Consider the following 18,296-nt stretch of genomic DNA (forward strand, 5'->3'; position numbering starts at 1 on the left):
ATTCCTCCCTACCCCCACCCTTGGCAACCCGCCAAAACTGTGCCACAACCATCCCATGTCTCTCTGCCTGTCCTTCCCCAAAACCGGCAACCCTGCCGATGTCCTTGAACTCATCGACCGCCCCCTTGCCCCTCTCACCGGTCACGACGTGCGCGTACACATGCGCTACGCTCCCATCAACCCCGCGGATCTGAACTACATCGAGGGCACCTATGGTCGCGCCGCCCACCCTCCTGCGGTCCCCGGCCACGAGGCCTGTGGCGAGGTGGAAGAAGTCGGCCCCCTGGTCACCTCTCTGGAAAAAGGCGATGTCGTCATCCCCCTCCTCGGTGTCGGCTGCTGGAGCCAGCACCTCACCGCTGCGGAACTCCACTTCGCCAAACTGCCTCCAGGCATTGACCGAGTTCAAGCCGCAATGCTGCGCGTCAACCCGGTCACTGCCTGGCATCTCCTGAAGAAGTTTGTGGACCTTCCAGAAGGCGGCTGGGTGGCCCAAAACGCCGCCAATTCCGGCGTTGGTCGCGCATTCATTCAGATCGCCAAGAGCCTCGGCCTTCGCACGGTCAATTTCGTCCGTCGTGCGGAGCTCATTCCTGAGCTGCTCACCCTGGGTGCAGACTTTGTTTTCCTGGATGATGAAGGTGGCCTGGCCGCTGCCAAACAGATGCTGAAGGATGAAAAGGTCAGCCTCGCCACCAATGCCGTTGGCGGCGACAGCGCCATCCGGCTCATGGACCTGCTGTCCCCCGGTGGCACCCTGGTCACCTACGGAGCCATGAGCCGCCTCAGCCTGAAGGTGCCTAACAAATTTTTGATCTTCAAAAATCTCAAGCTCGAAGGTCTGTGGATCAGCCGCTGGTTTGAGGAGTCCGGCAGTGCCGAGCTGGCCGAAGTGCTGGAACCGCTGGCCAGGATGGTAGCGCATGGAGAGATCGTCACCGCTGTGGATGAGATCTTCCCCCTCACCGACTTCCGCAAGGCCATCCTCCGTGCCCAGGAAGGCGGCCGCTCCGGCAAGATCATTCTCGACCTGGCCTAATGACTTTTTCCAAATCATTGGCTATGCCATCCCGTCGCGCATTTCTTCATCAGGGTTCCCTCTGCCTGGCCGGGCTCGGTACGGGCCGCGTTCTCGCTGCTGATTCCTCTGTCAAGCCCACGCTCCGTGTCGGCCTGATGACCGACCTGCACTACGCAGACAAGGACTCCACCAAAACCCGCTTCTACCGTGAAGCCCTGGGCAAGCTGGATGAAGCCGTCGCCTTCATGAACCAGGAAAAACCCGCCTGCGTCATCGAGCTGGGGGACTTCATTGACCAGGCTCCCAGTGTGGAACAGGAGCTGGAATGGCTGAAAACCATGGAGCAGCACTACGCCCGCCTGACCATGCCCCGCCATTATGTGCTCGGCAACCACTGCGTGGGCACCCTGACGAAAGCCGAATTTGCCGCGCACACCGGAGCCGCGCTTTCCGGTTACAGCTCCTTTGAGCAAAACGGCATCCGCTTCATCCTGCTGGACGCCTGTTTTCGTGAAGACGGCATCGCCTATGGCCGCAGTAATTTTCACTGGAAAGACTGCCACATCCCCGCGCAGGAGCAGGCCTGGCTGAAGGATGAGCTCGCCCGCGCCACCGGCCCTGTCATCATCCTGGCCCATCAGCGTCTGGACCTGGACGCCGCGCATGCCGTCAAGAATGCCGCCGAAGTGCGCGCTCTTTTGGAGAAGTCCAAAAAGGTCCTCGCCGTCTTCCAGGGTCATTCCCACAAAAACGACCTCCAGGAGATCAACGGTATACCTTACTGCACCCTCGCCGCCATGATCGAGGGCACAGGCCCGGAAAACAACAGCTACACCCTGCTGGATATCCTGCCCGACAGCTCCCTGCGGCTCAACGGTTTCCGCAAGCAGACCAGCCGCACCCTCAAAGCTGAAAAAGCATGATGCTCCGCCGGGCCATGTTCAACCTGTTGCCGGTGTTTGTTTGCACCAGCCTAATCGCAGCCGATAAAACCAAGGAGGACGTCCCGCTCATCACCACCGGCACCTGGAAGCATGAAGAGCTGAAACGTTTCCAAGCCCCCGAGGCCAACCAGGGCGTGGCTGCGGATGATGAGCATATCTACGTCATCACCAACCGCGCCTTGGGCAAGTATCGCAAAGACACCCTGGAGCGTGTCAACGGCTGGAAAGACGAAGAGGGTGGCCCTTTCATCCACATGAATGCCGGCATCATCCATGACGGAAAGCTCCTGTGCGCCCACTCCAATTTTCCCGGCACTCCGATGACCAGTTCCATCGAGATCTTTGATCCCCAAACGATGACCCACATCGGCAGCCTCAGCCTCGGCATCGATTCCGGCTCCCTCACCTGGATCACCTGGTACGACGGACATTGGTATGCCTGCTTCGCCCATTACGCCAAAAGCCAGCCCGCGACCGGCCGCGACCCCGCCTGGACAGAGCTCGTTCGTTTCGATACCGAATGGCGGCGCACCGGCGGCTGGGTGTTCCCCAAACGCATCATCGAGATCTTCGGCAGTTCCAGCAGCTCCGGCGGCAGCATCGCCCCGGACGGCACCCTCTTTATCACCGGCCATGACGCCCGCCAGCTCTTTGTCCTGCGCTTCCCCAAAGCTGGCTCCGTCCTGGAATGGACCGACACCATCCCCATCACCGCCGCCGGCCAGGCCTTCGCCTGGGACCCCGTGCAGCCCGGCGTCTTCTACAGCATCCTCCGCAGCAGCAAGGAGGTAGTCGTCTCGCGGATCGTACAGTACGCATCACTCTCCGAGTGATGAGTTGTCCGACCTCGAAATTCACTCAATCACCAAACTTCCTTCCACTGCCTTCTCAAAATTCTGAAGGCAAAGCACCCGCTGGATGCATCGCATCACTCGGAGAGTGATGACTACTGTACCTCACTGGCCGCCTTCAGCGCTTCCAGCTCCTCCCACCGCGCATACAGACGCGCGACTCGCGCCTTGGTGATCTCCAGCTCCTTCATCAGCCCTTCCGCCTCCGTCGAGCGCGTCACATAAAACGCAGGATCGTTCAGCGTCGCATCCAGCTCCTCCACCTTGCCTTCCGCCTCCAGGATCACCTGCTCGATCTCCTCAAGCTCACGCACTTCTTTGAAACTTAGCTTGCGCGGTTTGACCTGGTTCTTCGCCGCCGCAGCCTTCTCGGCCTTCGCGGGTGCGGCCCACAGCTTGTCCCGCGCTTCGCGCTCCTTGCGTTTCTCCAGATAGTAGCTGTAGTTGCCCACCTGCACATGCACGCCGCTTTCTTCAAAGGCGATGATCTGGTCGCAAACACGGTCCAGGAAATAACGGTCATGGCTCACCACAATGGACGTGCCGGGGAAGTTGCTCAGCGCTTCTTCCAGGATGCGCAAGCTTTGCAGGTCCAGGTCGTTGGTCGGCTCATCCAGGACGATCACGTTGCCGCCACGCTTCAGCACCTTGGCCAGCATCAGCCGGGCCCGTTCACCTCCGGAAAGACGGTCCACCCGCTCATTCGTGCGGTCATCATTAAACAAGAACCGCCGCAAATAGGCGCGCGCGCTCATCTTCTGCTGGCCGAAGAACACCACATCATCCTGGTCCGCCACTTCGGCCAGCACGGTGCCGTCGCCCGTGAGCTGCATGCGGGTCTGGTCAATGTAGTTAAACACCACCTTCTTGCCCACCGTCGCCTTGCCCACATCCGGATCCCGCTGGCCCATGCAGATGCGAAGCAGGGTGGTTTTGCCGGCGCCATTGCGGCCCACAATGCCGGTGCACTGCCCTGGCCGGAAGACCACATCCAGGTTTTTAAACAGCCAGCGTTCACCAGCATCGGTTTCCACCATCCCACCGACGTTTTCCAGGTTCACCGCGATGTCTCCCATCTCCGCCGGGGGCGGCAACAGCAGATCCATCTCCCGCTCTTCCTGAGGGGCTTCCTGGCCTTCGATGGCGTAGAAGGCATCCAGGCGGCTGCGCTGCTTGGTGCCACGCGCCTTCACCCCCGCACGCACCCATTCCAGTTCGGTGCGCAGGAAGCGCTGACGGCGGCGCTCCGCCTGCTCGTTGATGGCCTGGCGGGCCGCTTTGCTTTCCAAAAATGCCGTGTAGTTGCCCGGATGCGAGTAGCAGCGCCCGTCGGAAAGTTCAATGATCCGCGTGGCGATCACGTCCAGGAAATAGCGGTCATGCGTGACAAAAATCGTCGCTCCGGGAAACCCGCGCAGACAGTCTTCCAGCCAGCGGATGGAGTCCGCATCCAGATGGTTGGTCGGCTCGTCCAGCAGCAGCAGATCAGGCTGCGCCACCAGCGCCCGGCACAGGGCCACACGGCGTTTTTCACCGCCTGAAAGCGGTGCCACAATGGCATCCAGAGGGGGCGATGACAAAGCCGTGGCTGTGGCACGGATGCGTGCATCCAGGTTCCAGCCGTCCGCCGCCTCAATCTGGTGCAGCATCTCCGCCAGTTCCGCCTCGCTGCCGTCACCCGCTTCGTAACGGTTGATCCAGCTCACCAGATCCGCCGCCCCGGCCTGGATGTTTTCCATCACCGTGCGGTCCATATCCAGCTCAAACTCCTGCGGCAGATAGCCCATGCGCAGACCACGCCGGATGGAGAGCTCGCCCGAGTCCGGCCTCTCCACACCCGACAGGATCTTCAGCAGGCTGGTCTTGCCACAGCCATTGCGGCCCACCAAGCCCACCTTTTCTCCGGCGGCCACAGCCAGGGTCACCTCTTCCAAAAGGCGTTGATTGCCATAGGAGAGGGCCAGTTCATTGGCAGAAAGGAGGGCGGCGGTCGGTGGTGGCATGGCAGGAGGGGGATGGAAGACATACCCCGCTGAAGTTCGCTTGCCAGAACGAATGCAGGCTCGACACCGGATATCTTCTGCATCATGAAAGGGGCGAATCACGTTTTCCCACCATGAAAATCTTCCTCCTCACCCTCGCCACCACCCTCCTGCTCATGACCACCGCCCCCGCAACCGAAGGCCAGTACCGACATGTCGTCTTTTTCAAATTCAAAGACACCGCCACCCCTGAGCAAGTCCAGGGCATCGAAAAAGCCTTCATCGAGCTCACCAAAAAAGTGGATACCGTCGAAGCCTTCGAATGGGGCACTAACGTCAGCCCGGAGAACCTCAACGATGGTTTCACCCATTGTTTCCTCGTCACCTTCGCCAACAAAGCCGGCCTCGAAACCTACCTGCCCCATCCGGAGCATGAAGCCTTTGTCGGCCAGCTCAAGCCGCTTTTGGACAAAGTCTGTGTGCTTGATTACGTGGCCAAATAAGTCCCTTCCCCATTCTCCAGTGAGCACGGCCCCTGTTGTGAAATATCATTTCGCCTCGGACAATACCTCCGGTGTCTGTCCTGAGGCCTGGCAGGCCATGGCCACCGCCAATGCCGGATACCAGCCCAGCTACGGGGCCGATGCTCTCACCCGCGAAGCTTGCGAAGGCTTCCGCCGTTTCTTCGAGACCGATTGCGAAGTCTTCTTTGTCTTCAACGGCACCGCCGCGAATTCCCTCTCCCTGGCCTCCCTCTGCCAGAGCTATAACAGCGTCATATGCAGCGATGTTTCCCATGTGGAAACCGACGAATGCGGCGCTCCCGAATTCTTCTCCAACGGCTCCAAACTTCTTTTGGCGAAAAGTTCGTTAGGCAAGCTGGACCCGGCGGATGTGGAGAGGCTCATCACCCACCGCACCGACCTGCACTACCCCCGGCCGCGCGCGCTCAGCCTCAGCCAGAGCACGGAACTGGGTACCACCTACCGCCGGGAGGAGATCACCCCTCTTTGTCAGGTCGCCAAAAAACACGGACTGCATGTCCACATGGACGGCGCCCGTTTTTTCAACGCGCTGGCCGCCTTGGGGACTACGCCTGCCGACATCACATGGAAAGCCGGAGTGGATGTGCTCTGCTGCGGCGGCACCAAGCTCGGCATGGCCGTGACGGAAGCCGTCGTCTTTTTCAATCGCGACCTGGCCCGCGACTTTGAATACCGCTGCAAACAGGCAGGCCAGCTCTGCTCTAAGATGCGCTTCATCTCCGCCCAGTGGCTGCAAATACTGGAAGTAGACACCTGGCGTCAGCACGCGGCGCACGGCAACCGCATGGCCCGCCAGCTTGCCGATGGCCTCAACGAATTGCCCGGAGTGGACATCCTTTACCCCGTGGATGCCAATGCTGTCTTTGCCCGTCTTCCAGAGTCTGTCAAAGCCGCGCTTAAAGAACGCGGCTGGATGTTTTACAGTTTCATCGGTGGCGGCTCCCGCCTCATGTGCTCTTGGGCCACCACTGTGGCAGATGTGCAGGATTTTCTCCGCGATGCCAGCCAGGCCGCCGCTCAATAGTTCACCGCGCTGACCGCATCCAGATCAAAACCGGAGCTCGAATGGCCGCTCAACGAGTTGTTTTCATCCGTGTGCCGCACCACCTTGCCAGCTGCATCCCGCATTGCTTCATCGCCCGTGGAGGTCAGGCGGATGAAGCGGAACCATTGCAAATCCTGACGGCCTAATGCCGCAAGGTCAAAGCTGTCCCCGCCGCTGCTTGATGGATTGGTGGGGTCCTCCCCGGTCGTGGCATTCACCCCGGCGAAACCCTGGGCATAGTAGGCCGGCTGGAAAAGGTCCACCGTGCCGTCCGCCGCCACATTCACGCGGATGGGAAACCTGTGCCACTGCCCCTCGAACAGAGCCACCTCCACCGTCGCCGGTTCCATGAACCGTTGATTGGGATCATTGTTTTTGAAAAACACATTTTCAAAGACCGTGAAGTCCTGCCCGCTACCCGCCTCAATGATGTTGTCCGTAAACTCCAGCACGATGCTGCCGCCCCCGCCCGTTGTCGCATGCAGTGACAATACTTCGTTAGGCAGGTGTGCCGGTGTAAAGGTACTGCGGCCATCCGGCGGCCCTGTGACGTTAGAAGGCAGGCTGGCCGAACCGTAGCCGCCTGGCGACAAAGGATCAAACTGCACCACGCGGTCCGCATAAGCATCACCCGATACCCCCGGCTGGCCCCGCTGACGGCTCATCGGCAGGATGTTGGCCACCGCTGCCGCATACGGCAGCCAGCGCCCGTCTGCCGTGACGGCCGTCAGCTCATAGGAATAGGAAGCTCCCGTCACCAGGTTCCGGTCCACCATATTGGTCCCCTGCCCCCGGTAGATCTCCGTGCCGTTCCTCGTTAAAACCACCCCGGATACAGGTGCGCCCAGCGCCGCGCTCATGCTCTCATACTGCCAGGCCAGCCCGGCTTTTTCACGGGAGGCAATCACCAGGAGCCCCTGGCTGACTGTCAGTTGGAAACCTTTCTCAAACGTCTGTCCCGCTGCATCCTCCACCCTCACCTGAAAATCAAAACGCGCCTCTCCTTCCGGTGCCGTCCCCGTCATCTCCCCCTCTGGCGTCAACGACCAACCCGGCGGAAGCTGGCCTGTTTCCATGCTCCAAACATAAGGCTCTACGCCGCCTGCGGCTTCGAACCTGCCGCTGTAAAACGCCCCCGGAGCCGCAGGTGCCAGCGGGGAGCTTGTTACAATGGTCAGCCCTCCTTCCGTCCCCACCACAAAGGTCTTTTCCACCTGGCTGATCGTATCACTCAGGACCACCCGCAGCGAATGCTCTCCCGCTGAATCCAGGCTTCCGGAAATCATCCCTGTGCTCTCATCGCATACCCACCCCTTCGGTCCCCCTGCCAGGCTCCAGACGTAGGGCTGTGCACCGCCCGCGCCTATCAGTTGAGCCGTGTAAACCTGCCCAGGAACAGCCTCCGGCAGCATGTCCGTGACGATCATCAAAGGCTCTTCAGAGGCGATGATCACATTCGTCGCCACCGATGCCTGGGTGCCTTCTGCATCCGTCACAAACACATTCATGGCCAGTGTCATTGGCTCCTCCGACATGCCTGAAAAATCGCCCGTGTTAGAATCCAGGGTGAAACTAGATTCACCCTCGATTTGAAGACTCCAGGCATAAGGCGGCAGTCCGCCCACGGCCGTGAAGCGGTGCTTGAGCCATTCGTTTACCCGGCCCGGATTCGGATGCGAATCCACAATCATCAATGGCACCTGGTTGATCGCCACCTGTCCAGCTTCGGGGTTTTCCAGATCCTTCACGCCAGACAGATCAAAGACTGGAAACCAAAGGCCGTGGGAGCGGACCTGACGCTGCAACCCCCGCCCCCCACGACCGCTGATTTCCGTAACGCCCGCCGGCAGCAGCTCATCCAGCGCATCCATTTCGCCTTGTTGGAGAAACTTCTCCAACGCGGCATTCAGCCCGTCTTGCGCACCATTTGCTCCAAGCGCAGGCAGACTGCCTTTGGCAGATTCTGATGAATGAGCCACTGTTACTCCCGCACTTTCATAGCCCAGCCAGACGCCCCCGAGCGTCATTGCCACCAGGAAAACCAGGGCGATGACTTTCAGGGGGAAACGCTGGCCGAAAAGGATCATGAGTCTTCCAGACGTTCAAAGAACACCGCTCCCGCACGGCTCACGCCGGCAGCGCCTGTGGGCAGAATGAAAAAGCCAAATCCTTCCGCATCAAAGGGGTTCTCTGTGGCGGCATCGGGCACCAGCAGTCCCTGGAACTTCACCACCTTGCGGGCCGATCCTTCACCCAGCGTCACGGAGCCGCTCATCGCTCCCGTCTTGCTGGCCACCTTGATCTTCTGCGGCGCTTCCACCACTAGCTTGGTGGCGCTCAGGACGTGCACTCCAAAGGTCTTCGGATTGTCGGTGCTACCGGCAGCCTCAATGCCTCCGTCTTGCAGAACCAGCAGCGCATTGTCTTCGTCGGAAGGTGTTGCATCCAGCGGCAGGGTGGCACCAGCCGGTGCGCGGTATTTGCCACCCAGCGCCGTGAGCGCCAGTGGAGTTTCCCAGCCGTCTCTGTAAAGCGGTCCTTTGGCCTGCGCAGGCTTGCTCCAGGTCAGAGTTCCTGTGATGGCATGAGCCAGATTGTCCGCCAGTGTCACCGTCCCCGTGAAGGTCCCCGGTGTCTTATAAAGCGCCTGATAAATCGTTACGCTGCCATCAATCCCCAGCGGACTGCTCGCAGTGAATTTAGACCCATCCGCCATTTTCCCCACCACCTTCGCCCCCGCCTTGGTGGAGAGCTTTAAGGACCCGAACGAGGCCCCCTGCGGCACATCATCCGCAGGATCTGCCTCAGCGGCACGGAAGTTATAGATGCCCGTCCGGTCCGTCGTCGTCTGACCACGCCAACCTGCCAGCACCCCGCCACCTTGCAGAGCACCCACCAGAGCACCCGTTGCCGGATCGATCTCAAACTCCAGCTCCTGCGCCGCCGCCGTCTTCAATACCGCCGCCCCTTCCGCATTGCCGCTGCCTGCATCCAGCAGCCCTTTGATCGCATAAGTCTTCTTTCCGATGAGCACTTTGCCCGTATAGGAAGATTTGGACGTCGTCGTCAGCGTCACCCGTGCGCCCAGGCCATCGGTCGCGGTTCCAGAACGGGTCACCAGTCCGGTGAAGGTCCCCACGGCACCTGCCGGGAAAGGCTCCACATTCAAGAGGAAGGTCGCCGAAGTGCTGACCCCAAATTCATTCGTTGCCGTTATGACCACCTGGTCATATTCCCCGGCCTTTGTTGGTGTCCCAGTGATTGTTCCGTCTGCATTGATCTTCATCCCAGGAGGAAGTCCCTTGGCCGACCAACGGGTGGCTGTCCCGCCCACCGTGACGATTCCATGCTCAAAGGTGGATCCCACGCGCAGCGTGGCAAAATTTTGTTCGGCTACAACGCGGGCCCTGTCATCATTGTCCTGGATGGTCAATACAAATCTCCCCGTGGCTGGCAGGCCCAGACCCAGTTCATGAGCAGGCAGGGTGCCAAAATCAATGATCACCGTTTCATCACTCTCGCGCTCTGTCGCATCATCCAGCACTACGATGTTAAAAGTCTTGGTGCTGTCTGTGGGTTCAATGACCAGTTCCGTCACCGTGGTGTAGTCTTCGCCATTCGTAGCCGTACCACTGATCACCAGAGGCACCGTCTCCGTCTGTGTCACAGGCGGGCTGATGTTTACCGTCACACTCACCGTTCCGGCCGATTCGTTGACGGTCTGTGCAGGAATGGCAAACCCAATGATCGGCAGCGGTTCATTATTATCCTCAATGGTCAGGATATAAGACTCCGAATCCATCGGTCCCAGACCGGCCAGCCCAGCTTCTTCCGGCTCGCCCAGCTTCACAATGATCGTTTCATTGCCCTCTCCCTTCAGGGAATCGTCCACCACAGTGATATCAAAGGTCTTCACCGTCTCTCCGGCTTCAAAAACGACGCTGGATTCCAGCGTCGTGGTATAGTCGCTGCCCTCGGTCGCAGTTCCCTGGATCTCCACCGGTACCGTTACAGAGGCGGCCGCAGCCGGTGTCATCTGCACGGTCACGGTAACCGTGTCCTCATCTTCTTCATTCGTCATCGAAGAGGCAGTCGTGATCTGCACATCTCGCACTACCAGCTCAGCCACCGGCTTATAGCCCAAAACCAAGTCCGAATTGGCCGAATAGAACCCGTCATTGGCCAGGAAGCTCACATAGTCCACCGCATCCCTCGTGAATACCTTGGGTGAATAGTTCGGCGGACCGAAGGCCCCTGCCAGCGGCGTATGGTCAGGCACAAACCGCCGGTTGGCGCCCGTCAGCGGATCATAGGCCTGCAGATGGCTGATCTGATAACCACCCACCCAGATGCGTCCTGCAGCATCCACCGTCATCGCTCCCGAGGCATCCGCCGTGAAGACCAGCTCCGCTTCCGCCCGTGTCAATGGCATCGGATTTTCCGCGATCAAGGCCGCCACCGCCGCATCCATCTGAGTTGCCGTAAACTTGATGATCTGGTTGTTTTCCACCGATCCGGTAAACCCGGCCAGGCTCACAAAAACATTGCCCGCATCATCCGTGGCGACACTGCCGCTGAAGCTGCTAAGCGTTCCCGTCACACTCCCCATGACCGCACCGTCGGTGGAGATGAAGGTGAGGTCACTTGCTCCATTATCGCCATTGGCCCCGCTGACCAGCCAGCCTTCGAGGCCTGATGTGGGATGCTTCCAAAAAATGCCCGAATAGTTCTGCAACGTCGCCAGCGGCGGCGTCAACAATGATGTGGCAGGAGCTGAAGGGTCAAAAAGATACACCCCGGACGGCCCGGTGAACCCGCCAGCCCCCACCAGTGCCTGCGTGCCAGACCGCACCGCCATGAAGGCGGGGTCCATCAGCACGTCTTCGCTGTTCTCCAGAGCTGTCGCTGCAGCCGCACCATAGCTGTTCTGGATAAAAACCTGCCCCACTGTTCCAAAGAGGAAACGCCCGTCCGGCAGATGGGCATGACTGAAGGAAAAATTGACGAGCTCCCCCACTTTGAAGCTGGTCCATTCCTGAGAATACGCTGCGGGGCTCGCGACGGCAAGGGCCGACGCGCAGATGACCGCAGCCCGTTTAAAGAGACTGATGTGCATTGGCTTGGATATGAATGTGTCTTTGGCGTTCAAGGCGAGAGACGAGCCACCCAACCCCAAGGGCCTTCGGATCACATCTCCCACTCTTCATTGTTCGATGAAGTTTTTCCCATCCTTCCTGTTAGGCAGAAAGATGAAAGTGAGCATTCCCAGCGAGATATTCGGACTCCGGGTTTGTGGGACTTGAAATACAAGCCCCGCCTTTCTCACTCGCCTTCACCGGAGGTTGCCCGCCGATTGACTTTGCCCGGCCGTCATCACTGACCGCCGCGTTGTAAAAAAGTGACCCGATACCGCAGCGACACTGTGACCGGTTCTAACGGTCTTCCCTGCATCTGCGAATGGCTGCCGCCGTCATCATCATGACAGCGGGCTTGATAAAGAAAACGGGCATCGTGCTGCTGCAGAGACCCGCCATGCTTTGCTCATAGATGCCTCTGGCACCCTGCGCAATGCGAAACATTCACCTTCCGCCAGGCCGGCTGAAAATGGAGGGCAGCCGCCTCGGCTCATCTTTCGTAGGCGGCGGATTGTCTCCAGCGATCCTCTCCGCATCCCGCAGAGCTTCCGCACTCGGCGGGGCGCGCTCCTCCGTCTTCCGGTTCCCGCTCAGCAGTTGGGACTTCCATTGGGTGTCACTGATGGAGCCAGTGCCATGGTATTCCAGCAGCTCGCTGAAAGGCCGCAAAACCAGCCCCGGCAGCCCCCTCACCCGCACTTGCGCGCTCAGGTCCACCGCATCCCGAATGAAGTCCACGCGCCCGTCCAGGGCGATCTTGAACACACTCGTCAGCGCTTCAAAGTTTTTGCTGATCACAAACCCGTCCGCCACTTCAAAGGTGCAGTTCGCCTCCTTCGCCACGTTATATCCTTTGATCTGTCCCGGCAGCAGGCTCCCCAGCAGCGGCGTCAGCGGTCCCAGGATCGGCACCTCATACAGGTTCCCGTTCAGGATGATGCCCACTCCCCCGCCTTTCAGCGCCATCCAGTCATTCATTCTCCCTGCAAACTTAAAATGTCCCGTGATGTCCCCCTCCGTTTCATTGGTCTTGGAATAGATTTGCACAAAGCGCGGAAAGCTCACGCCATCCACCCTCAGCTCCCCTTCATACGGTTGTGGATTGGACCTTTCATTCACCATTCCCTTCAGTGAAAACGCACCGCCCAAAAGGGACGAACGGATGTCAAAGGAAGTGTCGCTGCCCCGGCTGGACACGTCTGCTGTCACCTGGTCAAACGGCACCTTCTTGCCAAACAGCTCGTATGGAAACTGCCCCGCCTTCACCTGCACCGTAAAGTCATTCGTCCCCGGCTCCAGATCCACATTTCCCTTCGCGCTCATCGCCTTGCCGAACAATGTCCCCCGGATGTCAAAACTCATGTCAAAGCCTTTGAACGCCAGGTCTCCCTGCGGAGCAGAGATCAGGTAATCTTCATCCCACAATACATACCTGCCCGTACCAGACGGATGCCGGAATTTCACCGTGAAGTCACTCCGCTTCGGATCCTTGTGATAGATCACCCCGTCCATCTCCACCTCCGTCGTGACCGGCAGCCGGTACTTGGCGATGATTGCCGCCGTCTTCGGCGCAAAGCAGCTCGTCACCTCCACCGGATTCAGCTTCGTCTTTACGCCGTCCAGCTTTACCCATTTTTCCTCATCATTCACCTCCACATGGGCGACCTCTCCAACTCCTTCCGCCCGTTGCAGCTTCGCGTTCCGAAAATGCTGCACCCGGCCCTGAAATTCAACATCTGACTGAATTCTCACCATCTCCACGCCCCGGTAGCTGAAGTTGCGCAGATCTCCCCTTCCCCGGTTCAGGCATTGTTGCAAATCTGCCTCCGGTCCGGCTCCCTCCAGTTCAAAATAGATGCTGGACTTCGGGTTGAACTGAAACCGGCTGATGATCTCCCGCGTCTGCTGCATCTTCGCAAACGGCAGGAACGCATTTGGATCCATCCTCAGCACCGCCTTGTAGCGGAATCCCTTCTCATCATGAGACATCGCTTGGGCAGAAAGCGTCCCCGTCTCATGCTTCAGAACCAGGTCCCGCACATACACACCTTCCGGTGCCACGCCGATGTTCGCCTCCAGCCCGTTGAAAACGGCCCCACGGGTACTGAAACGACCGCAGTCCAGGCTGCCCGTGGCCAATACCGGCCGCTTTCCTTGGGCCAGAGGCCCATCCACATACCACACCCCGTTCATCGCCAGGTGCGGCGTCCCGTAGAACACCACCTCCCGCAGATTGTCATTGTTTAAAAAGGCCTGCGCCAGGCCCGGCAGGTCCGCGCTGGAGGTCATCTGGAAGCGCAGTTCCGGTGTGCCCATCTGCCAGGTGGCGCTCGCATTCACCTGCCCAGTCGGGTCCTTCACCAACAGTCGCGTCAGGTCAATCAGTCCCGCCTTGTACTCCGCCTCCGCCAGCAGTTCCTCGCATACATAGCTCCCATAGCGCAGACCGGAAGCTTCAAAAAACAGTCTGGCAGACAGCTCCTGCGGCCGTTCCAGCTCACCGTTTACCTCCAGCCTGATCTCAGGCGGCCTGGCAAACTGGAACCGGTTCAGCCAGTCCACCCCGCGCTGAATCCGCCGGTGATGTGCGTTGAGCAGCTTGATCTGCTCCGTCACAGACAGGCTGTTCAGCTTCGGTTTCGACGGTTCATTGGGGTCACGCCCCGGCAGCGTCAGCAGGCCCGTCACACTGAGATGAATCCCGGACAGAGTCCACTCCGCCTGCCTCACCTCCAGCACCCCGTCCCGCAGAAAGGCCCGTGCGCTCAGGTCCTCCAGCTGGATCAGCGTTTGCATTCCATCCGGATCCTGCACCGGCAGGGACACGCTCGCATGACTGAGCTCCAGGCCGTCCACCACGAACATCTTGTCCAGCAGCTTGCCGTAATCAAAATCCAGGTTCAGCCGGTCCACCGTCGCCAGTACATGCTGCCGGTCCTCCCCCGTATAGACCCGCACCTCCCGTGCGATCAGTCCGCCAAAAGGATTCAGCATCAGCCTTTCCAGGTCCAGATGCAGCCCGCGATCTGCCAGCTGCCCCATAATAAACTCCCGCCACTGCCGGGAAAACGACTCCGACCCTGCATACAGCAGCCCGCCCAGCATGGCACTGGCCAGGCAGAGCTTGAACACGCGTCGCAGCATCCTCTTCATCAATGCCCAAGCTAACCTCCATCCGGCCCATGACAAGGCCCAGGAATCAAGCGAAAACCTGATTCCTCCTTTTTCGCACAGTCTGTGTATTCTGCAGTTGCGCCTTTTCCCCGTTGCCGCGCCCGCTCTCTTCATGGAGCTTTCCGGCCCGAATGCGAGAGTCCACCTACATCCATGCTTCCCGCGCCAGCCGTGTCATCACCCGCTGGCGGGGCTTGGGAGCCATCCTCGCCGTCGCCTTTTACAGCCTCTTTTTTGCCGCGCATCAGCAGCTTCAGGACACCCCTGTTTACCTGCGTGATTCCGTTCTTTTCGCCGCCAAAACCCAGACCGTCTTCAACAGTCTCACGGCCTCCCGCACGGAAGACCACCGTGGCATTGGCGCGGAGCATCCCGCCTTTACCCTGCTCCACCATGCCCCGGCCCAGGCCCTCATCCGGGGCTGGCAGTTCTTGGGAAAGGACCCAGTGCGCGCCCGCAAGCACGGCATCGCCCTGCTCACCAGCCTAGCCGGGGCGCTCATCGTCGTCATGGTTTACCATGCCCTGCTATGGAGCAGCGTCGCCTCCCTCCGGTCTATCCTCCTCGCCACCGCCTGCGGGGCTGGCACCTGCCTGTGGATCACCGCACCTCTGCCGGAGGTCTGGATCTTCGCCGGGCTCGGTGTGGCAGCGCTCGCGGCCGTCACCGCCCGGGGCACACTCTCTCCCTGGTGGCTGCACCTCATCGTTGCTGTTTATGCCATCAGTTGTTTCATTGGCAATGTCATCCCCGTTCTCCTGCTCGCCATCGCCCGCTGTGCCCAGGAGAGCACGCTGCACCAGCGATTCACCCCGCAGCCCCTGCTCATCGCCCTCGCCGCCCTTCCTCTCACCTTCGGACTGGCCAACCTTCAGCGCGTCATTTATCCCCTCTCCCCACCCCTGCCTGCCAGCCTGCTCACCTGGAAGATTCCGGACGCCTCCTGGTCCCCCATTATGGAAAACGCCGGCCTCGCCTCCCGTGAGGTTTTCCTGTCCAATCTCGTCGCGCCCCGCGCCGTCGCCACTGAGCCTGACCCCACCTTTGGCAACCGCCGCCGGGTGGTCCTGTCCGAGGCCTCCTGGTCACGGCTGGACGTCCAAAAAGGCATCGGCGCCGCCTGGCTGCTCCTTCTCTCGCTCGCCTTCGCAGGCCTCGTCTGGCGCGCCCAGCTGGATCCCTACGCTCTGGGCATCATCGCCATTATCGTCTGGTTTCTCGCCGCCCTGCCCTGGTATGGCCATCCTGACCGCCTGCTCCTGCTCGCCTGCCTGTGGACCCCCGCCGTCGTCATCGCCACCGGCCTCGGCCTTGAGCGCAGCCTGGAGCACTGGCCGAAAATCAAGCTTCCCATCACCCTCCTCCTCATCGCCTTTGTCACCGCGCAGCTCACCAAAAACTGGCGCTTCATCCAGGAAGCTATCACCCAGGTGCGCCTTTAACCGCTGTGAAATTTCGAAATCTCTCCCCCGTCCAAATCATAAATCACAAGTCATAAATCATAAATACTAACCCCTTGCATCCCCGGTCTCCCCGTCCAAATCCACCCTCACACTTTTCATGAGCGGATTCACAGGCACTCTTAACCCCCAGCAGCGCGAAGCGGCGACACATATCCACGGCCCCCTCCTCATCCTGGCCGGGGCCGGGACCGGGAAAACGCGCGTGGTCACCGCGCGCATCGCCCACATGGTCAATGAGGGCATCAAGCCGGAAAACATCCTGTCCGTCACCTTCACCAACAAGGCCGCCGCTGAAATGCGCGAGCGTGTGAAGGACATGGTCCGCGGCTCCGCCGGGAAAAAGGTCGTTCTCGGCACCTTCCACGCCTTTTGTGCCAAGCTCCTGCGCGAGTTTGCCGAATACGTGGGCTATAAAAAGAACTTCGTCATCTATTCCCAGGGCGACCAAATCAGCCTCATGAAGCGGGTCCTCAAGGGCCTGCTCATCAAGGAGGAAAACATGGATCCGCAGGTAGCCCTTTCCCGCATCAGCAAGGCCAAAAACAACGACGAAGACCTGGGCGATCCCACCAAGGACCTCATCCCAGCCGTCGCTGAAAAGTACGCCGAGGAGATGCGCGCACTGAATGCCATGGACTTCGACGACCTCCTCTGCCTGGGGGTCAAGCTGCTGGAGGACAATGCCGAGGTGCGCGAGATCCTGCATCAGCGCCACAAGTACATCATGGTGGATGAGTTTCAGGACACCAACTCCCTGCAGATGCGCCTCCTCCGCGCCCTAACCCCGCCCCCATACAACGTCTGCGTTGTGGGCGATGACGACCAGTCCATCTATGGCTGGCGCGGTGCCGAGATCACCAACATCACCGAGTTCGAAAACTTCTTTCCCAACCCCACCGTCGTCAAGCTGGAGGAAAACTACCGCTCCACCACCCCCATCCTCCATACCGCCAACAGCCTCATCACCAACAACATTGGCCGCCGGGTCAAGACCCTGTGGAGCCGCAACAAAGGCAACGACCTCGTCCGCCTCATCGCCACCGAGGAAGACCTGGAGGAGGCCGAGATGATTTCCAAGGAGGTCGAGACCGCCTATTACTCCAACAAAGAACCCTGGGAATCCTTCGCGGTCCTTTTCCGCACCAACGACCAGAGCCGCATCCTCGAGCAGGCTTTCCGCAAACGCAAAATCCCCTACCGCGTCGTCGGCGCCCGCAGTTTCTTCGACCGGCGCGAAATCAAGGACACGCTCAGCTACCTCACCGTCCTGCATAACCCGCACGATGACATCGCCCTGCTGCGCATCTTGAACACCCCTTCACGCGGCATTGGCAATACCACCGCCGAGCTGGCCCGCGACCGCAGCATGGAAAAGCAGTACAGCATCTGGGTGGCCCTGTGTGATCCCGACTTCCTGCGCCAGCTTCCTGAAAAAGCCCGCACCGCCGTCCGCACCTTCACCGACATCATTTCCAAATACTCCGCCTCCGCTTCCACCACTGGCAGCCAGGGCACCGATCTCGTCACCATGACCGAGGCCCTCCTCAAGGAAGTGGAGTACATGGAGTATCTGCAAAAGCTCTCCAAAAAGCCTGAGGAGTTTCATGCCTGGGAGCACGGCCTGGCCGAATTCCTGACCCAGATGAGCAACTATCAGGAGCGCAACCGCAAGGACGGACTGGCCGGTTTCCTGGATGAAATCTCCCTCAATGACGAGCGGGAGGACAAGGATGACATCGAAAAGAAAAAGGGCGTCTGCCTCATCACCCTGCATGCCAGCAAAGGCCTCGAATTTCCCATCGTTTACCTTCCCGGCCTGGAAAAAGGCATCCTGCCGCACAAGCGCAGCTACGATGAAAACCGCGTGGATGAAGAGCGCCGTCTTTTTTACGTCGGCATCACCCGCGCCCGCCTCCGCCTAACAATAAGTTACGTAAGATACCGCACCAAATGGGGCCAGCGCCAGGCCGAGCTGCCCAGTCCCTTCCTGGACGAGCTGGACCGCACCTACGTGGACGAGATGGACTACACCAAGCACATGAAAGAGGCACCCTCAGTCGAAGAAACCACCAACCTCTTCGCCGGCCTCAAAGCGATGCTAAAGCAGGAATAGACTGTACTCATCACTGTCCCAGT

The 18,296-nt window shown here is 59.8% G+C and carries 11 protein-coding genes; 7 read left to right on the top strand and 4 right to left on the bottom strand.

Annotated features, from left to right (window positions below; all coding sequences use genetic code 11):
* The first annotated feature begins 55 nt into the window (after window positions 1-55).
* Genes WJU23_RS08815 through WJU23_RS08825 form a run of 3 tightly spaced genes read left to right on the top strand, consistent with a single transcriptional unit; the run spans window position 56 to window position 2,798 of the window.
* Window positions 56-1,039 carry a 2-enoyl thioester reductase domain-containing protein gene (locus WJU23_RS08815; protein ID WP_346332185.1) on the top strand — a complete coding sequence of 328 codons (984 nt, stop codon included), beginning with the start codon at window positions 56-58 and terminating at the stop codon, window positions 1,037-1,039.
* Between the two features lie 23 nt (window positions 1,040-1,062).
* Complete coding sequence (locus WJU23_RS08820; RefSeq protein ID WP_346332186.1) at window positions 1,063-1,944, top strand: metallophosphoesterase; 882 nt, start codon at window positions 1,063-1,065, stop codon at window positions 1,942-1,944.
* A complete protein-coding gene (locus WJU23_RS08825; RefSeq protein WP_346332187.1) occupies window positions 1,941-2,798 on the top strand; it encodes a hypothetical protein in 858 nt (285 codons plus the stop codon). The genes WJU23_RS08820 and WJU23_RS08825 overlap by 4 nt, the downstream gene beginning before the upstream one ends.
* A 113-nt stretch (window positions 2,799-2,911) precedes the next feature.
* Here WJU23_RS08825 and WJU23_RS08830 read toward each other — a convergent pair whose 3' ends face one another.
* The gene (locus WJU23_RS08830; RefSeq protein ID WP_346332188.1) at window positions 2,912-4,819 is read right to left on the bottom strand and encodes an ABC-F family ATP-binding cassette domain-containing protein; all 1,908 of its coding nucleotides are present in this window, start codon (window positions 4,817-4,819) and stop codon (window positions 2,912-2,914) included.
* 113 nt (window positions 4,820-4,932) lie between these two features.
* Here WJU23_RS08830 and WJU23_RS08835 point away from each other — a divergent pair, with 113 nt between their 5' ends.
* Both WJU23_RS08835 and WJU23_RS08840 read left to right on the top strand, forming a co-directional pair.
* On the top strand, window positions 4,933-5,301 hold the full coding sequence (locus WJU23_RS08835) for a Dabb family protein (protein WP_346332189.1): 369 nt from the start codon (window positions 4,933-4,935) through the stop codon (window positions 5,299-5,301).
* A 37-nt stretch (window positions 5,302-5,338) separates the two neighbouring features.
* Window positions 5,339-6,367 (top strand): low specificity L-threonine aldolase, encoded by a 1,029-nt coding sequence (locus WJU23_RS08840; RefSeq protein ID WP_346332190.1) that lies wholly within the window; start codon window positions 5,339-5,341, stop codon window positions 6,365-6,367.
* On the opposite strand, the gene WJU23_RS08845 is transcribed toward WJU23_RS08840, so the two are convergent.
* The 3 genes from WJU23_RS08845 to WJU23_RS08855 form a co-directional block, all read right to left on the bottom strand.
* Window positions 6,361-8,475, bottom strand: coding sequence for a putative Ig domain-containing protein (locus WJU23_RS08845; protein ID WP_346332191.1), 2,115 nt, complete (start codon window positions 8,473-8,475; stop codon window positions 6,361-6,363). The genes WJU23_RS08840 and WJU23_RS08845 overlap by 7 nt on opposite strands.
* A complete protein-coding gene (locus WJU23_RS08850) occupies window positions 8,472-11,504 on the bottom strand; it encodes a Calx-beta domain-containing protein (RefSeq protein WP_346332192.1) in 3,033 nt (1,010 codons plus the stop codon). Before WJU23_RS08850 ends, WJU23_RS08845 begins: the two co-directional genes overlap by 4 nt.
* A 463-nt stretch (window positions 11,505-11,967) precedes the next feature.
* The gene (locus WJU23_RS08855) at window positions 11,968-14,667 is read right to left on the bottom strand and encodes an AsmA-like C-terminal region-containing protein (RefSeq protein WP_346332193.1); all 2,700 of its coding nucleotides are present in this window, start codon (window positions 14,665-14,667) and stop codon (window positions 11,968-11,970) included.
* Window positions 14,668-14,828: 161 nt separating this feature from the next.
* Here WJU23_RS08855 and WJU23_RS08860 point away from each other — a divergent pair, with 161 nt between their 5' ends.
* Both WJU23_RS08860 and WJU23_RS08865 read left to right on the top strand, forming a co-directional pair.
* A complete protein-coding gene (locus WJU23_RS08860; protein ID WP_346332194.1) occupies window positions 14,829-16,139 on the top strand; it encodes a hypothetical protein in 1,311 nt (436 codons plus the stop codon).
* A gap of 118 nt (window positions 16,140-16,257) precedes the next feature.
* Window positions 16,258-18,273: a UvrD-helicase domain-containing protein gene (locus tag WJU23_RS08865; protein ID WP_346332195.1), complete on the top strand. Its 2,016-nt coding sequence runs from the start codon at window positions 16,258-16,260 to the stop codon at window positions 18,271-18,273.
* The last annotated feature ends 23 nt before the right edge of the window (window positions 18,274-18,296 follow it).

Source organism: Prosthecobacter sp. SYSU 5D2 (assembly GCF_039655865.1).
Taxonomy (GTDB): Bacteria; Verrucomicrobiota; Verrucomicrobiia; order Verrucomicrobiales; family Verrucomicrobiaceae; genus Prosthecobacter.

Bases quoted from the DNA above. Each gene is read 5' to 3' on its own strand.
- WJU23_RS08815 (WP_346332185.1), top strand. From the start codon at position 56: ATGTCTCTCTGCCTGTCCTTCCCCAAAACCGGCAACCCTGCCGATGTC.
- WJU23_RS08820 (WP_346332186.1), top strand. From the start codon at position 1,063: ATGCCATCCCGTCGCGCATTTCTTCATCAGGGTTCCCTCTGCCTGGCC.
- WJU23_RS08825 (WP_346332187.1), top strand. From the start codon at position 1,941: ATGATGCTCCGCCGGGCCATGTTCAACCTGTTGCCGGTGTTTGTTTGC.
- WJU23_RS08830 (WP_346332188.1), bottom strand. From the start codon at position 4,819: ATGCCACCACCGACCGCCGCCCTCCTTTCTGCCAATGAACTGGCCCTC.
- WJU23_RS08835 (WP_346332189.1), top strand. From the start codon at position 4,933: ATGAAAATCTTCCTCCTCACCCTCGCCACCACCCTCCTGCTCATGACC.
- WJU23_RS08845 (WP_346332191.1), bottom strand. From the start codon at position 8,475: ATGATCCTTTTCGGCCAGCGTTTCCCCCTGAAAGTCATCGCCCTGGTT.
- WJU23_RS08850 (WP_346332192.1), bottom strand. From the start codon at position 11,504: ATGCACATCAGTCTCTTTAAACGGGCTGCGGTCATCTGCGCGTCGGCC.
- WJU23_RS08855 (WP_346332193.1), bottom strand. From the start codon at position 14,667: ATGCTGCGACGCGTGTTCAAGCTCTGCCTGGCCAGTGCCATGCTGGGC.
- WJU23_RS08860 (WP_346332194.1), top strand. From the start codon at position 14,829: ATGCGAGAGTCCACCTACATCCATGCTTCCCGCGCCAGCCGTGTCATC.
- WJU23_RS08865 (WP_346332195.1), top strand. From the start codon at position 16,258: ATGAGCGGATTCACAGGCACTCTTAACCCCCAGCAGCGCGAAGCGGCG.